Here is a 14550-nt window from a genome sequence, read left to right as displayed (position 1 = left end):
CTCAGCGTCCGATCTCGAAGAACGGCGCGCCGAGCGGGTCCGGAACGACGTCGATGCCGAGGCCCGGCCCGTCGGGAATGCCCATGCGGCTGCCAGTGACCGGCGGCTTGTTCGAGGCGGTGCGCACCGTCACCCATTCATGGAAGGCAATCGCGTGCAGCCGGCGCTCCTCCGGCGTCGACAGCGACAGATGCGCCATCGCTGCGGTGTCGATCTCGGCGCCGCCAGTGTCCTCGACCGTGATCATGAAGCCAAGATCGACGGCGACGTCGCGGATCAGGCGGGTCTTGGTGATACCGCCCAGCCGCGAAATCTTGAGCGTCAATCCGTCGGCCGCACCCAGGCGATGGATTTCCAGCATTGCCTCGAGCGAGATGACGGATTCGTCGAGCACCATCGGCTTGTCGAGCATGCGGCGCACCGACATGTTCTCGTCAATCGTCGTGCAGGGCTGCTCGAACGTATAGTCGATGCCGCGCGTGGCGTCCGCAAACTGCCGCGCCTGGTAGGGCGTCCAGCCGGCATTGGCGTCGCAGAAGATCACGGTGCCTTTCGGTACCGAGGCGGCGACCGCGGTGACGCGCTCGATGTCGTCATGGACATTGCCGCCGACCTTGACCTGCAGCCGGTGGAAGCCGTCCTTGACGATGCGCTTGGCCAGTGCGGCCATGGCGTCGACGCTGCCATGGGTGACAACCTTATAGAGCTCGGCCGTATCGCTTTCCTTGCCGCCGAGCAGCGTCACCAGCGGCAGGTCGGCGGCGCGCGCGGCGAGATCCCAGCAGGCCATGTCGAGCGCCGACTTGATGTAGGGATGGCCCTTGAACACCGTGTCCATCAGCCGGCCGATGCTGGCCAGCCCTCGCGGATCGTGGCCGATAAGGTGCGGCGCGATTTCCGGCACGCCCGCGCGCGTTCCCGCGGGAAACGCGGCCGAGTAGAAATTGCCGAGCGGCGCCATTTCACCCCAGCCGGTGAGGCCGCTGTCGGCGGTGATGGCGACGATCACTGCGTCGAAGGCGTCGGCTTCGCGTCCCTTGGACATCCGGTAGGGCCCGTCCACGAAGGGCTGCACGACATGGTAGGCCTTGATGGTTTCGATCCGCACGTGTCTGTCCGTTGGCTGCAATGTCGGGGGATTGATCAGGCGCCCCTTGATGGGCGCTGTTCGAGGCCGCGTGCGTAGGAAAGCAGCTCTTCGAAATCGAGGTGGATATGCTCGCGGGCATGGCGCTGGGCAGCGCGCATGTCGGCGCCCTTCATCAGTTGCACGTAAGTCTCATGGACGTCTTCGGCCGGCACCGGCTCGTTGCGCGCATGCTGGTGCAACGCGAAATACATCTGCAGCCGGCTGGTCAGCCGCTGCCAGGTTTCCAGCAGCACCGAATTGTCGGCCCATTCGTAGATCAGGCCGTGCAGTTGCAGCGCCGTTTCGATCTGTCTCGTGGTGTCGAGGTTGCGGGTCGCCTGCTTCACCGCTTCGTGGCGCCGATCAAGCTCGTCGAAGAAGCGCTGGTCGCGCAGCGGCCAGGTGCACTCGATGGCGAATTCGTCCAGCACCTGGTTGAGCGAATAGGCGTCATCGATGTCCTTGGCGGTGACGTCGATGACGAAGGTGCCAGCATAGGGAATGCTGGTCAGGATGCCTTCCTGCACCAGCTCGCGCATCGCCTCGCGCAGGGGCGCGCGGCTGACCCGCATCTGTTCGGAAATCCTGAGCTCATTGAGCTTCTGGCCTGGTTGCAGTTGGCCGGTTAGAATCGCGCGTCTGAGCAGCGCCACGATCTCGGCGCGGCGCGTCGTGTCGGCAATCGGGCTGAAATCCGTCTTCACCATCCGGCCCACTCCAGCGAGAACAGAAAGCAAGACAATCAGATTGTCGACAATCTAACAAGATGGCATTTTCAGATTTTTTCGCCCGACGAACTGGCACCGCATGCGGTCTCTCAGGCTGCCCGGCCGTAGAAGCCGACCCGCTCCTCGGCGCTGAACATAACTCCCTGCTTCTCATAGTAGGAAAACACCGCGATCATGCGTTCGCGCTCGCCTTCGACCGTGGTGACGCGGTGCGCGGTGTTCTTGCCGCGAAACACATTCAGCGTGCCCGGCTTCATGCGCAGGATTTTTGCGTCGGGATCACGCCCTTCGAGCAGCCGGGCGACGCCCTCATAATTCGGATTGTCATCCGATCTGAGGTCGGTGCGGTATTCGAGGTCGCCGCCGCGCTCCGCCTGCTGCAGCAGCAGCGTCGTGGTGAACTCCGAGCGATCGAAATGCCAGTTCAACGCCTCGCCGGCGCGATAGGCCATGACATTGGTGCGCGCCAGCGGATCCTGCATGACATGCAGTTTTTCCTTGCCCATGGTCGCCGCTAGGAACCGCACCAGCGGTTCATACTCGTAGATGGCAAGCACGGTGCTGCCGGGAATCTGGTCGGCGCAGACGGTGTGGCTGATGGTTTCGACCTTGCGCAGCGCGGGATGTCCGGGTGCGAGTTCGGGGATATCGGGCTTGAAGTAGATGTTGTGCATGCGCTTGTGCACATGGGACTGCGTGTCCATCACCGGCTTGATTTCCCGCACCGCCTGTTCGGCGACACCGGGCAGCAAGAAACCTTCGAGATTGAACATGCCGTCGGCCCTGAGGGCTTCGATCGACTGTTCGACGAGGCGATGCCATTCGGGGCTGCCTTCACGGTCGAGTGGATAGCGGTCGAGATCGAGAATGTCTTTCATGTCGGGTGCTCCAAGGGGTTGGACACAGAAGACGGCAAAAATTTCTTTCCCTCAACGCGGAAAATTATTACGACTTGCCAAGAAAAACTTATGGACCCTATCATGGAACGGCTGCCACCGCTGAACGCGATCAAGGCCTTCGAAGTCGCGGCCCGCGCCGGCAGCTTCACTTTAGCCGCGAGCGAGCTTGGTGTGTCCTCGGCGGCGGTCAGCCAGCAGATCCGCAATCTCGAAACCTGGTTCGGCAAGCAATTGTTCGTGCGCACAGGCAATCGCATCACGCTCACCGATGCCGGCCACGCCATCTATCCGCAGACGGCGCGCGCTTTGGGCGACATTGCGGCCATCGGCAAGCGCATGCTGGAAGGCGGCTTGAGGACACGGCTTGTCGTCAGCGTACCGTTCTCGCTGGCCGAACTGTGGCTGGCGCCGAGGCTGGCCTCACTGCTCGACGCCTTCCCGCACATGGCGATCGACGTGCGGGTGGAGGACGATCCGATCGACCTGATACGCCAGAATGTGGACCTGCGCATCTCCTATGGCGACTATCACTATCCCGGCCTGCGTATGATCCGGCTCGTCCATGACGATGTGCTGCCGGTCTGCGCGCCGGAGTTTCGGCACCGGTACGGCAATGGCGATCCGGATCTCACGGATCTGCATGAGAGCTTGTTCATCCACACCAATTGGGGGCCGAACTATGCCTCGCACCCGACCTGGGCGGACTGGTTCACGGCATGCGGCAGCAGCCGCTCGCCGGACCCGTCGCATGGGCGCCGTGTCGGCCTGTCCAGCCTGGCGATAACCTCGGCGAGGCTGGGTCTGGGCATTGCGCTTGGGCAGCGGGTGATGGCGCAGGCCGACCTGGAGGCTGGCCGCCTGATTGCGCTCTCGTCAGTCTCGGTGCGCCTTGGCCATCCCTATTGCGCCTTCATGCCGCCGGCCAAGGCTGACCGCGCCGATGTCGCCGCTCTCGTCGGCCTGCTGGTGAAAACGGCGCCCGCGACCTGAGAAAAGGTCGGGGGCGCCGCGCGGAAACCGGGCCTGCGGGGGATTCAGGTAGCCGGTTTCTGTGGCAGTGGCGAGATCGGCATTCCGGGTCCGATCTTCTGCAGATTGCCAGTAATCACCTGGTCGCCTTCGGCGACGCCACTCAGGATAGCCACCAGGTCGCCGCTGGTCGGGCCGAGCGAGACCAGCCTCTGGTCGACCGTGTTGCCCTTGCCGACGACATACAGATATTTGCCGAGCTGGCTCGAACCCAGCGCCGTCTGCGGCACCATCAGTGCATCGGGCTGCTGCCTGATATGCAGCCGCACGCGAACATACTGGCCAGGCATGAGCATGAACTTCGCATTGCCGATGGTGGCGCGGGCGGTGATGGTGCCGGTCGAGTGGTCGACCGTGTTGTCGATGAAGGTGAGTTCGCCCTTCTGGCTGCTCTCGGTCTCACTGGGAAGCAGGACCTCGACCTCGATCGGGCCGGCCGCGCGGGCCTGCTCGATCTCGGCCAGATCCGTCTCGCTCGGATTGAAGGTGACATAGATCGGGTCGAGCTGCACCAGCGTGTTCAGCACCGTGCCGGCGACGCTGACCAGCGTTCCGACCGAAGCCTGGTTGCGGCCCAGGCGCCCGGTGAACGGCGCATGGATCTCGGCGTAGCTCAGATTGAGCTCCGCCGTGCGCACGGCCGCCTGGTTGAGCGCCAGCGACGCCTGCGCTTCGCGCAAGGTGCTGGTGCGCTGGTCGAAACTGTCCTTGTCCAGGTAACCGCTCTTGGCGAGTTCGGTACCGCGGCCGAGATTGGAACGCGCATAGTCGAGCGTTGCCGTATCGCGCTGGACCTGGGCTTTCGCCTGGTCGAGCGCGGCCTGGAAGTCGTCAGGCGAGATCTTGTAGAGAAGGTCGCCCTGCCTGACATCCGCGCCGTCTTGCGCCGTCTGCTCCTGCAAATAGCCGGGCACGCGCGCCTGCAGCGTGACGCTGCGGATAGGCTCGATGCGGGCGGCATAGTCGAGATAGATCGGGATCGTCTTCTTGATCACGCTTGCCACCGGCACCGGCATGACGAATGCCGCTGGAGCCGGCGTCGCCGCTCCGGCCGTGCCGGCGCTGAGCCTGAGGTTGCCCATGTCAAGCAGGTGGACGCTGGCCACCGAGATCGCGCCTAGCGCGACAGCCGTTCCTAAAGCGATTTTCCATTTACGCATGATTAGTCTCCAATCTTATTCGGCCGCTTCCGCCAGGGGAGGGAAGGCGGGTTCGGCAGTTGGTTCAGTGTGTTTGGAGGAGGCGGGCTCGCCGCCTTCACGGCGTTCCCGCAATTGTTCGATGACCGCGTAAAAGACCGGCACGAACACCAGCGACAGGATGGTCGCGGCGACCATGCCTCCAAACACTGTGGTGCCGATCGACTGCCGGCTTGCAGCACCGGCGCCTGTCGCGAACATCAGCGGCAGCACGCCAAGGATGAAGGCGAAGGCCGTCATCAGGATCGGCCGGAGTCTCAGCCGCGCGGCTTCCATCGCCGCCTCGACGATGCTGAGGCCTTCCTCGCGCCGTCGTCTTGCGAATTCGACGATCAGGATGGCGTTCTTGGCCGCCAGGCCGATCAGCATGACGAAGCCGATCTGCGAATAGACGTCGATCTGCATGCCGCGCACCCAGAGGGCCGCGAAGGCACCGAACAAGGCCAATGGCACCGCCAGCAGCACCATGAACGGCATCGCCCAGCTCTCGTACTGCGCCGCCAGGATCAGGAAGACGAAGACGATGGCGAGGCCGAAGACGACCGACGCGATCGATCCTGCCTTGAGTTCCTGGAAGGTAATGCCGGTCCATTCGAAGCCGAAATCCCTGGGCAACGCGGTGGCCGCGGCCCGTTCCATGGCGGCGACCGCCTGGCCCGAGGAGAAGCCCGGTGCGGCGCCGCCATTGATCGAGGCCGAGGCGTTGTTGTTGTAGTGCGGCACGGTTTCCGGTCCGACGAACGGCACCAGCTTGCCCAATGTGCTCAGCGGCACCATGCCGCCCGACGCATTGCGCACATAGAGCCGCGAAATGTCGGCGGCACCCGCACGTGCATCCTTGTCGGCCTGTATGGTCACCCGGAAAGTGCGGCCGAACAGGTTGAAGTCGTTCACGTAGAGCGAGCCGAGATAGATCTGCAGCGTGTTGAAGACGTCGGGCAGGTTCAGGCCGAGCAGTTTGGCCTTGCTGCGGTCGAGGTCGTAGTTGAACTGCGGCGTCGAGGTCGAGAACGGCGAGAACAACTGCTGCGGATTGATTTCCGGCTGCTTGCGCGCCTCGGCGATCACGGCTTGCGTCGCGTCGTTGAGAGCCGTACTGCCGCGACCGGTGAGATCCTCGACGACGAATTCGAAGCCGCCCGTGGTGCCGATACCCGGGATCGAAGGCGGATCGAAACTCAACGCAAAGGCTTCCGGTATCTGCAACAGCTTGCCGCGTACGTCGGCGACGAGCTTCGACGCGTTTTGATCAGGGCCGCGCTCTTCCCAGGGCTTCAGGATAGCAAACTCGACCGCCGAGTTCGACTGCGCGGCGCTGGTCAGGAAGTTCAGGCCGCTGATCGAGCCGACAATGTCGACGCCGGGCGTCGCCTGCAGGATGTCGCGCGCCTTCTGCGCCACCGCGTCCGTGCGCTCCAGCGAGGCACCGTCGGGCAGCTGGATGACGACGAAGAAATAACCCTGGTCCTCGGTCGGGAGGAAGGTCGAGGGTAGCTTCTGCCAGACGAAATAGGTGGCGACCAGCCCGGCCGCGAACAGGCCGAGCATGATCCAGCGCAAGCGGATGAGAATGCGCACGCCACGGGCGTAGGCATGCGACAGTTTATCGAAACCCGTATTGAACCAGCGGAACAGCACGAACTGCGTCTCGCCGCGATGGCGCAGGAAGGCGGCGCTAAGCGCGGGGCTGAGCGTCAGCGAATTGAAGGCGGAAATACCGACCGAAATCGCCACCGTTAGCGCGAACTGGTTGTAGAGCTTGCCGGAAACGCCGGGAATGAAGGCGACCGGCACGAACACCGCCATCAGCACGGCGGTGGTGGCGATGATCGGGCCGGTGACTTCGGCCATGGCGGCCCTGGTCGCCGCCAGTGGTTTCAACCCAGCCTCGAGCTGTCTTTCGACATTCTCGACCACCACGATGGCATCGTCGACGACAAGGCCGATCGCCAGCACCATGCCAAGCAGCGAGAGCATGTTGAGCGAGAAGCCCATCATCTCCATGACGACGAGCGTCGCCACCAGCGACACCGGAATGGCGATGGTCGGGATGATTGTCGTGCGCCAGCTCTGCAGGAAGACGAACACCACGGCGACGACGAGCACCAGGGCTTCGCCGAGCGTGATCAGCACGTCATGCATCGAGGCCGAGACGAACCGCGTCGTGTCGTAGTGCATGGCGTAGGAGACGCCCTTCGGGAAACGGCCGGACAACTCCTGCATCTTGTCCTTGACGCGCTGCTGAAGGTCGAGTGCGTTGGAACCGGGCATCTGGTAGACGGCGAGCACGACGGTCGGATCCTTGCCGAAGAAGGCCGACGACGAATATTGCAGGGCGCCGAGCTCGATGCGGGCGACGTCGCGCAGCCTCACCAGCGAGCCGGTGTCGGTGTTGGCGCGCACCACGATGTCACCGAATTCCTTCGGGTCGCTCAGGCGGCCAACGGCGTTGACCTGCATTTCGAAGGCGGTGCCGGCGGGAGCCGGCGACTGGCCGATCTTGCCGGCGGCCACCTGGACGTTCTGTTCGGCGATAGCATTCTGCACATCGACTGCGGTGATGCCGAGATTGGCGAGCTTGTCGGGATCGAGCCAGACGCGCATCGAATAGCGCCGTTCGCCGAAGATCTGCACGTCGCCGACGCCTTGCAGACGCTTCAGGGGATCGACGACCTGCAGATAGGCAAGGTTCGAGAGCGCCACCGGATCGATGGACTTGTCGGGCGAGGTGAGGTTGACGATCAGGACGAAGTTCGGGTTCTGCTTCTTGATCGTCACGCCGCCCTGGTTGACGATCGCCGGCAGCGACGAAGCCGCCTGCGAGACGCGATTCTGGACGTCGACGGCGGCGGTGCTGAGCGAATAGCCGACATCGAAGGTAATGGTGATGGTCGAGGAGCCGTCATTGGAGCTCGTCGACGACATGTAGGTCATGCCCTGCACGCCGTTGATCTGCTGCTCCAGCGGCGTCGTCACCGTATCGGCCACAACCTGCGCGCTGGCGCCCGGATAGTGGGCGCTGACCACGACCTGGGGCGGCGTGATGTCGGGAAACTGCGAGACCGGCAGCAGGAAATAACAAATCGTCCCGGCGAGCACCATGATGATGGCGATCGCCGAGGCGAAGATCGGACGGTGGATGAAAAAGTTTACCACGACACACATGCCTCGCCGGCTGCTCTTGCCCTACCGAAGGCATTGGCAACCTTGGACAGCCTTTGGCCGCGCCCGTCACTGGACTCGTCCAGCGAACGCAGCAACGGCTCCTCGCGACGCTGCTCGTAGGCAAGCGAGCGAAGCATTTTCTCGAAGGCGCGGGGGTCAACCCCATCTGCCTTCATGACCAGCCGGATCATCGGATCCTGGACGGCCTCATCTATGGTAAGATCGCGGCGCTGTGGCATTGGCCGGCTCCTTATCTGTCGATTCGCAGCCCATGCTCGCGAACCTTTTTTCATCTCTTCACCGGCCGAAGCCGCATGAACCGCAGTTTTTCGCTCATTCCGATCTGGCAGGACCAGTTCACGGCCTTGTTATTGACGGAAGGCGACATAGGTGTTACCAGTAAGTAACATCTGCATAGTTACAGACCGGTAACACCCTAGTCAAGAGGTGGCCGTGGGTTTTAGGAAGCGAAAGGAGATCATGATGACAGACGGCGTCGTGGAACGCTCACGTCCCCGGGATCGAATCCTGCAGACGGCGCGTGACATGTTCCACAAGCATGGCATCAAGGGCGTCGGCGTCGACGCCATCACCGAAGCTGCCGGCACGAACAAGATGACGCTCTATCGTCACTTCGAATCCAAGGACGAACTGATCGTCGAATGCCTGCGCGCCAATGCGGCCAAGGCAGGCGCCATGTGGGACGCCTTCGAGGCCGAGTTTCCTGGCGACAAGCTCGCACAACTGCATGCCTGGGTTCGCAAGGCCGCCGCCATGCTCAATGCCGATGGCCGCGGCTGCGACATGGCCAATGCTGCCGCTGAGCTGACCGAGCCGGACCATCCGGCCAGGCTGGTGATCAAGGAACTCAAGGAAGCCCAGCGCCACCGTCTTGTGACGTTGTGCCGGGATGCCGGCATTGGGCAGGCCGAACTTCTGGCGGATACGCTATCTCTGCTGTTCGAGGGCGCGCGTGTCAGCGTGCAGACCGTAGGCGCCGAAGGTCCGAGTATGCAGTTCGTGCGCATGGCCGAAGGGCTGATCGTTTCCTTCCGAGGCACTGCCGCCGGTTGAATTGAGCCGCCGCTGACGCGCCGCCATTCCTTCGTCCGGTAAAGCGCGATGTGTGGCGCGCTTTGGCGTCGGCAATACGGCTATTTCTCCCGCTTGAACGAAAAAAGCCCGCTGCCGGGAGGAGGTGGCAGCGGGCTCGATTTCGAATGTGGCGCGGGAGGAGGTGCACCCCATTCAGCGTCGGCATCGCATCTGGGAGGAGTAGATGGCCGACAATCAGAACCTACGAGTTGCCCAATGATTCGGCAACAATGAATTGTGCATAGCAGCTGTGCAGATTTGCCGTGTCAATTATCCTACAAATGCGGGAGGCCGGGTTTGCCCAGCGTTCCAGGAAAAGTGCGAAACGGTTTTCCCGGGAAAGCGCATAGCGCTTTCCCCTTGGGAATTGCGTCAAAATTCTAAGCCGCACCGCCTCACTGCACCGGCACGTTTCCCCTGAAGATCAGGCGCGGCTCTATGAATTTACGGGTCAGATAGGGCGCCGATGAGGCAATGGAGCCGAGCAGGCGGATGACCGACTGTTCGGCGACCTGACGCGGCGCCATCAGCAGACCCATCAGATTGCATCAGTTGGGGTGATTTTTCCGGCCAGCCGGATGATTGGCCTCGAGGCTCAGCCGAGCGCATTGTCCCTGGCGCGATCGGCGCGCCGCTCGCGCCACAGCCTCGTCATCCGGTCGACCGCGAGGGCAAGCACGACCAGGGCACCTGTGGTGAAGGCGGCCCAGATGGCGTCCACGCCAAGCAAGGTCATGGCGCTCAGTATCGTCTGCAGGGCCAGCATGCCGATCGCGGCACCGATGACGCTGCCGTTGCCGCCCGAGAGCGATGTGCCGCCAATGATGGCCGCCGCGATCGCCAGCAGTGCGAACGTGCCGCCGTCACCGGGGGCAACGGCGCCCTGTGCGCCGATATGGATCACGCCGGCAAGCCCCGCCATTGCCCCCATCAGCACCAGCGTCAGCACCTTGACCTTGCCTGTTGGAATGCCGGCATAGGTGGCCGCCCGCGGATTGCTGCCCACGGCCTGGAGCCGATAACCGAAGCGGGTGCGGTGAAGCACGACATGCATCGCCAGCGCCAGCACGGTGAAGACGACGCCCGCCGCCGGCACAAAGACGAACGCCTTGCCCGACAGCGTGGCCAGGACATCCGCGCCCGGCGGCACGATTGTCTGTCCCCTGCCTGCGACCAGCGATAGGCCCTGGATCATCCACCATGTGCCGAGCGTCACCAGCAGGGCCGGCAGGCGCAGCGCGATCATCAGCAGGCCGTTGATCAGGCCAAGGCCGGCGCCAGCTACCACACCCGCCAGCGCCGCGAGCCAGGGGTCCACTCCGGCAACCATCAGCAAGGCGGTGGAGGTCGCTGCGAGATGGAACACCGCACCGGCTGAAAGGTCGATTTCGCGCGTGGCGAGCACGAACACCATGCCGATCGCCAGCAGGCCGGGCAGGGCAGCCTGGCCCAGCACCGACAGCAGATTGGCCGGTTGGAGGAAGACGGGACTCAGCCAACCCAGCATCGCGACCAACACGGCGAGGGCAACGATAGAGCCGGTCTCAACCGGCAGCCGAATACGGCGTCCAGGTCGACGGTTCGCTGAACCGGCAAGCAGCGGCGCGGTATCGGTCCTGGTCATGCTGCACTCTCCCGGCTGGGTTGTCGGTTTTCGTCCGCAGGCATGCCCGCCGTGATCAGCTTCAGAAGCCTGTCCACATCCATGTCGTCATTGCTGCCGATGTCGATGCCGCGGGCCGGCTCGTCGAGCAGCACCACCTGCGGGCCGATTTCCAGCCATTTGGCGATGATCACCTTTTGCTGGCCACCCGCTGAAAGCGAGCCCGCCGGTATCTGCGGCGTGCTCCTGATGCGCAGCGCCTCGATCTGCCGCGCGGCGCGGCCAAGTGCAGCGCCGGGCGAGTACCAGTGCGATCCCCAGTCGCGCGCCCCCACGACCACATTCGCAATGTTGAAGGCGATCGACTTGTCGGGCATCAGCCCGTTGGCGCGCTCGCCTGATATCATGCAGATGTTGCGCCGCGCCGCTTCCGTCTGCGTCCTCGGCAAGCCGTCGCCGTCGGGAAAACGCACCTTGCCCTGGCGCGGTTTGCGCTGCCCGAACAGCAGGGCAAGCACGTCCTGCGCTCCGGAACCGGCAAGCCCGACAATCTCGCCCGCGCGGGCCGTGAAGCTGATCCCATCCAGTTTGCCGCCGCCGAGCCCGTCGATTGTGACCTGCGGTCGCAGCGTGCCGCCGAGCGTCGGCAGGGCCCTGAGCGGCAGCGGGAACAGTGACTGGCGCAACTGGCCGATCATCGCCTCCTCGGAAGCCGTCAGTTCCTGCCGCGCCTTCGACAGCACGTCGCGGCCGTTGCGGATCACCGTCAGCTGGTCGGCGATGGCAAGCGCGTCCGCCAGCCGGTTCGACGCGTAGAGCATGCTCATGCCCCTGGCTTTCAGGCCCCGCAGCACGGCGAACAGCCGCTCGCTCTGGCGCTGGTCGAGCGCCGAATTCGGGTCGTCAAGGACGAGCAGCCTCGGGTTCTCCAGAAGCGCGCGGGCGATCGCGACCAGCTGCCGTTGACCGGACCCGAGATCGCCGAGCGGGGCATGGACATCGACATCGAGGCCAAGCTGGCGCAGCAGGTCACGGCTGCGTGCCTCCATTTCGCGCCGCGATATCAGCCCGTTGTGGACCGGTTCGCGATTGACGAAGAGGTTGGCCAGCACCGGGCGCTCGGGAAAAAGCCCCGGCTGTTGCAGGACCACGCCAATGCCGAGCTTGCGTGAAGCGTTGGGGCTGTCGATCGTCGCGGTCTTGCCGTCAAATTCGATGACACCACGGTCTGGTCGGACAATGCCCGCCAGCACTTGCGTCAACGTCGATTTGCCGGCACCGCTTTCGCCAACCAGCGCATGGATCGAGCTGCGCTCGACCACAAGGTTCATGTCTTCGAGCACGACCGTGCTGCCAAAACGTTTGGCGATGGTGCGCACGAACAGGATCGGCGAATCGGACATCGGAACGGCCCCCCGACCGCAGCGCGATCTTGAAGCGGATTGCGTTCGCCGTCACTGGGATTCCGCGTAAAATTGTGTTGATTGCGGCCGTTTCGGACAGATTCTAGATAAGATCGGCCTTCGCCAGGTCGCGCATGAGATGGCTGGCGCCGTAGGTCCAGTGCGGGCAATCGGGCGACAGCCGCACGCGGTTGACCAGCGCACCGAATTTCTCCGACGAGATGGTGACGATGTCGCCGACCTTGTGGGTAAACCCCTTGCCCTTTTCGCCGCGATCCTTCGACGGCACGAACATGGTGCCGAGATAGAGCGCCAGCCCATCCGGATACTGGTGATGCGGCCCCATCGCGGCGGCAACCAGCTCTTCCGGCGAACGGCTGATCTCGGCCATCGAGCTTGCGCCCTCCAGCGAGAACCCGTCATCGCCCTCGACCTTGAGGCGCACGACGGCCTGCTTGACGTCGTCGATCGAGAACGTGTCGTCGAACAGGCGGATGAACGGGCCAAGCGATGCCGAAGCATTGTTGTCCTTAGCCTTGCCGAGCAACAGTGCGGAGCGCCCTTCGACGTCGCGCAGATTGACATCGTTGCCGATGGTGGCACCGACGATCCGGCCGCTCGATGCGGCGATCATGGCGATCTCGGGCTCCGGATTGTTCCAGGTCGACACCGGATGCAGGCCGACATCAGCGCCGAAGCCGACCGAGGCCATTGGCTGGCACTTGGTGAAGATCTCGGCATCGGGGCCGATGCCCACTTCCAGATATTGCGACCAGGCGCCACGTGCGATCAGCTTGGCTTTGATCTCCATGGCTTCCGGCGAACCGGGCTTGAGCTTCGACAGATCATGGCCGATCAGCCCGGCAATGTCGGCGCGTATGGCGTCGGCCTTTTCCGCCGAGCCGCGGGCCTGCTCCTCAATCACCCGTTCCAGCAGGCTGACGACGAAGGTCACACCCGATGCCTTGACCGCCTGCAGGTCGACCGGGGAGAGCAGATACGGTTTTGTTAGATCGCGCTTGGCCTGAAAACTGTTGGCTGCGATGTCATCGAGCGAGCCGATCGGCTTGCCCTTGGCCGCGCGCACATGCCCTGCCGGATCGGCCATCTCGCAGATGTCCCGCACCGTCGGCGCCGTGCTCGACGTGATGTCGAGGACGGTGCCGTCACGCACCGTGACCACCAAAGGATGGGGCGCGGCCGGTGATCGAGCACGGCCGAGAAAGACACCATCGTCAGGCAGAAACGTCATATCAGTCATTATTCTCTATCTCTCGTCAGAAGGAAGGATGGTTCAATGTTGCAAGGTGCGCGCGGTCTCTTCAAGTCGGTTCGCTCTGAGGCGGCATGTGCCGGAGCGACAGACGCTCAACGGAAAAGGCCTGTGCCACCATGTCCTTGAGCCGCAAGCCACTCCCGATTCGACGCTACAGCTCATCCCAGCGTAGACGCAAACGCGCGCTTGTCGATCCGCCTTGTTCCAGTGCGGTCAGGCCGCTGCCGTGGTGGGCGTCCACTGGATGTGAAACGGGTTCGAAGCAGAAGAAATCGGCGTCTCGTCCCGGCGAATAGAGAACGAAGACGTTCAGCGACGGCGATGCCTCGACCGTGATGACGATGGCGTCATCCGGTTGAACGATCGAGGCGCGCCCATTCCAGCCTTCGAAGGCATTGTTGACCCAGGCGTCGGGAAGCGGCGCAGCGTGCGAAAAATTCCAGTCCGGGCGCGAGGCGAGCGGCACAACCTCCGTCGGCAGATGGCGTTCGTCCTCCAGCCAGACCCTTTGCGCCGATGCTTGCAGCAAAGTGTGCGGGCAGCGCGGAAACCACGGATGGAAACCGAGCCCATAGGGCAGGCGGATGGTGGCTCGGTTTTCGACGGTCAGGACGGCAGACAGTGCGCCGTCCTCCAATGCATAGCGGATGCTCGCGTGGTAGTGATAGGGTCCGATCGCTCCGTTTTCCAGGACCAGCTCCATTTCAGTGCCGGTTCGTCGTGTCAGCCGCCATGGCCTTTGGAAACCGTCGCCATGGAGCGGGAACGGCTCGCCTTCGACATTAGGCTCTATCGCGTGGAAGCGCCCTTCGAACTCGAAGCCCCCGCCGGAAATACGGTTCGACCATGGAATCAGCAGCTGAGACCCGAACGTCAGCAGGCCCGTCGATGGTTTGATGAGCGGCGTCGGCGCCCGGTCGGGGCGCAGTGCGTCGTAGCGCAGGATGGCAGCGCCCTCGCGAGGGCTCACCAACAGGCTTGCGCGCCCGTCGGCAAGTTCGACCACATCACTGTTTGTCATCGA

General features: G+C 63.6%; 13 protein-coding genes. 3 read left to right on the top strand and 10 right to left on the bottom strand.

The window, feature by feature from the left end; genetic code table 11:
- Window position 1 precedes the first annotated feature (1 nt).
- The 3 genes from HGP13_RS28135 to HGP13_RS28125 form a co-directional block, all read right to left on the bottom strand.
- On the bottom strand, window positions 2–1108 hold the full coding sequence (locus HGP13_RS28135) for a mandelate racemase/muconate lactonizing enzyme family protein (protein ID WP_172231657.1): 1107 nt from the start codon (window positions 1106–1108) through the stop codon (window positions 2–4).
- Between the two features lie 35 nt (window positions 1109–1143).
- Window positions 1144–1836 (bottom strand): GntR family transcriptional regulator, encoded by a 693-nt coding sequence (locus HGP13_RS28130; RefSeq protein WP_172231654.1) that lies wholly within the window; start codon window positions 1834–1836, stop codon window positions 1144–1146.
- 110 nt (window positions 1837–1946) lie between these two features.
- A complete protein-coding gene (locus HGP13_RS28125) occupies window positions 1947–2735 on the bottom strand; it encodes a 2OG-Fe(II) oxygenase (protein WP_172231651.1) in 789 nt (262 codons plus the stop codon).
- A gap of 102 nt (window positions 2736–2837) precedes the next feature.
- Here HGP13_RS28125 and HGP13_RS28120 point away from each other — a divergent pair, with 102 nt between their 5' ends.
- Window positions 2838–3746 carry a LysR substrate-binding domain-containing protein gene (locus HGP13_RS28120; protein WP_172231648.1) on the top strand — a complete coding sequence of 303 codons (909 nt, stop codon included), beginning with the start codon at window positions 2838–2840 and terminating at the stop codon, window positions 3744–3746.
- A 44-nt stretch (window positions 3747–3790) separates the two neighbouring features.
- Here the strand turns inward: HGP13_RS28120 and HGP13_RS28115 are convergent, their stop codons facing one another.
- On the bottom strand, window positions 3791–4945 hold the full coding sequence (locus tag HGP13_RS28115; protein ID WP_172231645.1) for an efflux RND transporter periplasmic adaptor subunit: 1155 nt from the start codon (window positions 4943–4945) through the stop codon (window positions 3791–3793).
- A 15-nt stretch (window positions 4946–4960) separates the two neighbouring features.
- Window positions 4961–8149 (bottom strand): multidrug efflux RND transporter permease subunit, encoded by a 3189-nt coding sequence (locus HGP13_RS28110; protein WP_172231642.1) that lies wholly within the window; start codon window positions 8147–8149, stop codon window positions 4961–4963.
- A gap of 53 nt (window positions 8150–8202) precedes the next feature.
- On the opposite strand from HGP13_RS28110, the gene HGP13_RS28105 reads away from it, so the two are divergent.
- Together HGP13_RS28105 and HGP13_RS28100 are read left to right on the top strand one after the other, a co-directional pair.
- Entirely contained in the window at window positions 8203–8556 is a 354-nt protein-coding gene (locus HGP13_RS28105) for a hypothetical protein (protein ID WP_172231639.1), read from the top strand.
- Window positions 8557–8632: 76 nt separating this feature from the next.
- Window positions 8633–9223, top strand: coding sequence for a TetR/AcrR family transcriptional regulator (locus HGP13_RS28100; RefSeq protein ID WP_172234876.1), 591 nt, complete (start codon window positions 8633–8635; stop codon window positions 9221–9223).
- A gap of 416 nt (window positions 9224–9639) precedes the next feature.
- Here the strand turns inward: HGP13_RS28100 and HGP13_RS38625 are convergent, their stop codons facing one another.
- The 5 genes from HGP13_RS38625 to HGP13_RS28075 form a co-directional block, all read right to left on the bottom strand.
- Window positions 9640–9771 (bottom strand): hypothetical protein, encoded by a 132-nt coding sequence (locus HGP13_RS38625; protein WP_281411309.1) that lies wholly within the window; start codon window positions 9769–9771, stop codon window positions 9640–9642.
- A gap of 68 nt (window positions 9772–9839) precedes the next feature.
- Window positions 9840–10868 (bottom strand): ABC transporter permease, encoded by a 1029-nt coding sequence (locus tag HGP13_RS28090; RefSeq protein WP_172231633.1) that lies wholly within the window; start codon window positions 10866–10868, stop codon window positions 9840–9842.
- The gene (locus HGP13_RS28085) at window positions 10865–12250 is read right to left on the bottom strand and encodes a sugar ABC transporter ATP-binding protein (RefSeq protein WP_172231630.1); all 1386 of its coding nucleotides are present in this window, start codon (window positions 12248–12250) and stop codon (window positions 10865–10867) included. Before HGP13_RS28085 ends, HGP13_RS28090 begins: the two co-directional genes overlap by 4 nt.
- A 103-nt stretch (window positions 12251–12353) precedes the next feature.
- Window positions 12354–13511, bottom strand: coding sequence for a fumarylacetoacetate hydrolase family protein (locus tag HGP13_RS28080; protein ID WP_172231627.1), 1158 nt, complete (start codon window positions 13509–13511; stop codon window positions 12354–12356).
- A 166-nt stretch (window positions 13512–13677) separates the two neighbouring features.
- Window positions 13678–14547, bottom strand: coding sequence for an aldose 1-epimerase (locus HGP13_RS28075; protein ID WP_246707142.1), 870 nt, complete (start codon window positions 14545–14547; stop codon window positions 13678–13680).
- Window positions 14548–14550: the final 3 nt, after the last annotated feature.

It is taken from the genome of Mesorhizobium sp. NZP2077 (genome assembly GCF_013170805.1).
GTDB lineage: Bacteria > Pseudomonadota > Alphaproteobacteria > Rhizobiales > Rhizobiaceae > Mesorhizobium.
The sequence above is the reverse complement of the archived record's forward strand: the minus strand, read 5'-3'. Positions and strand labels throughout refer to the sequence as shown.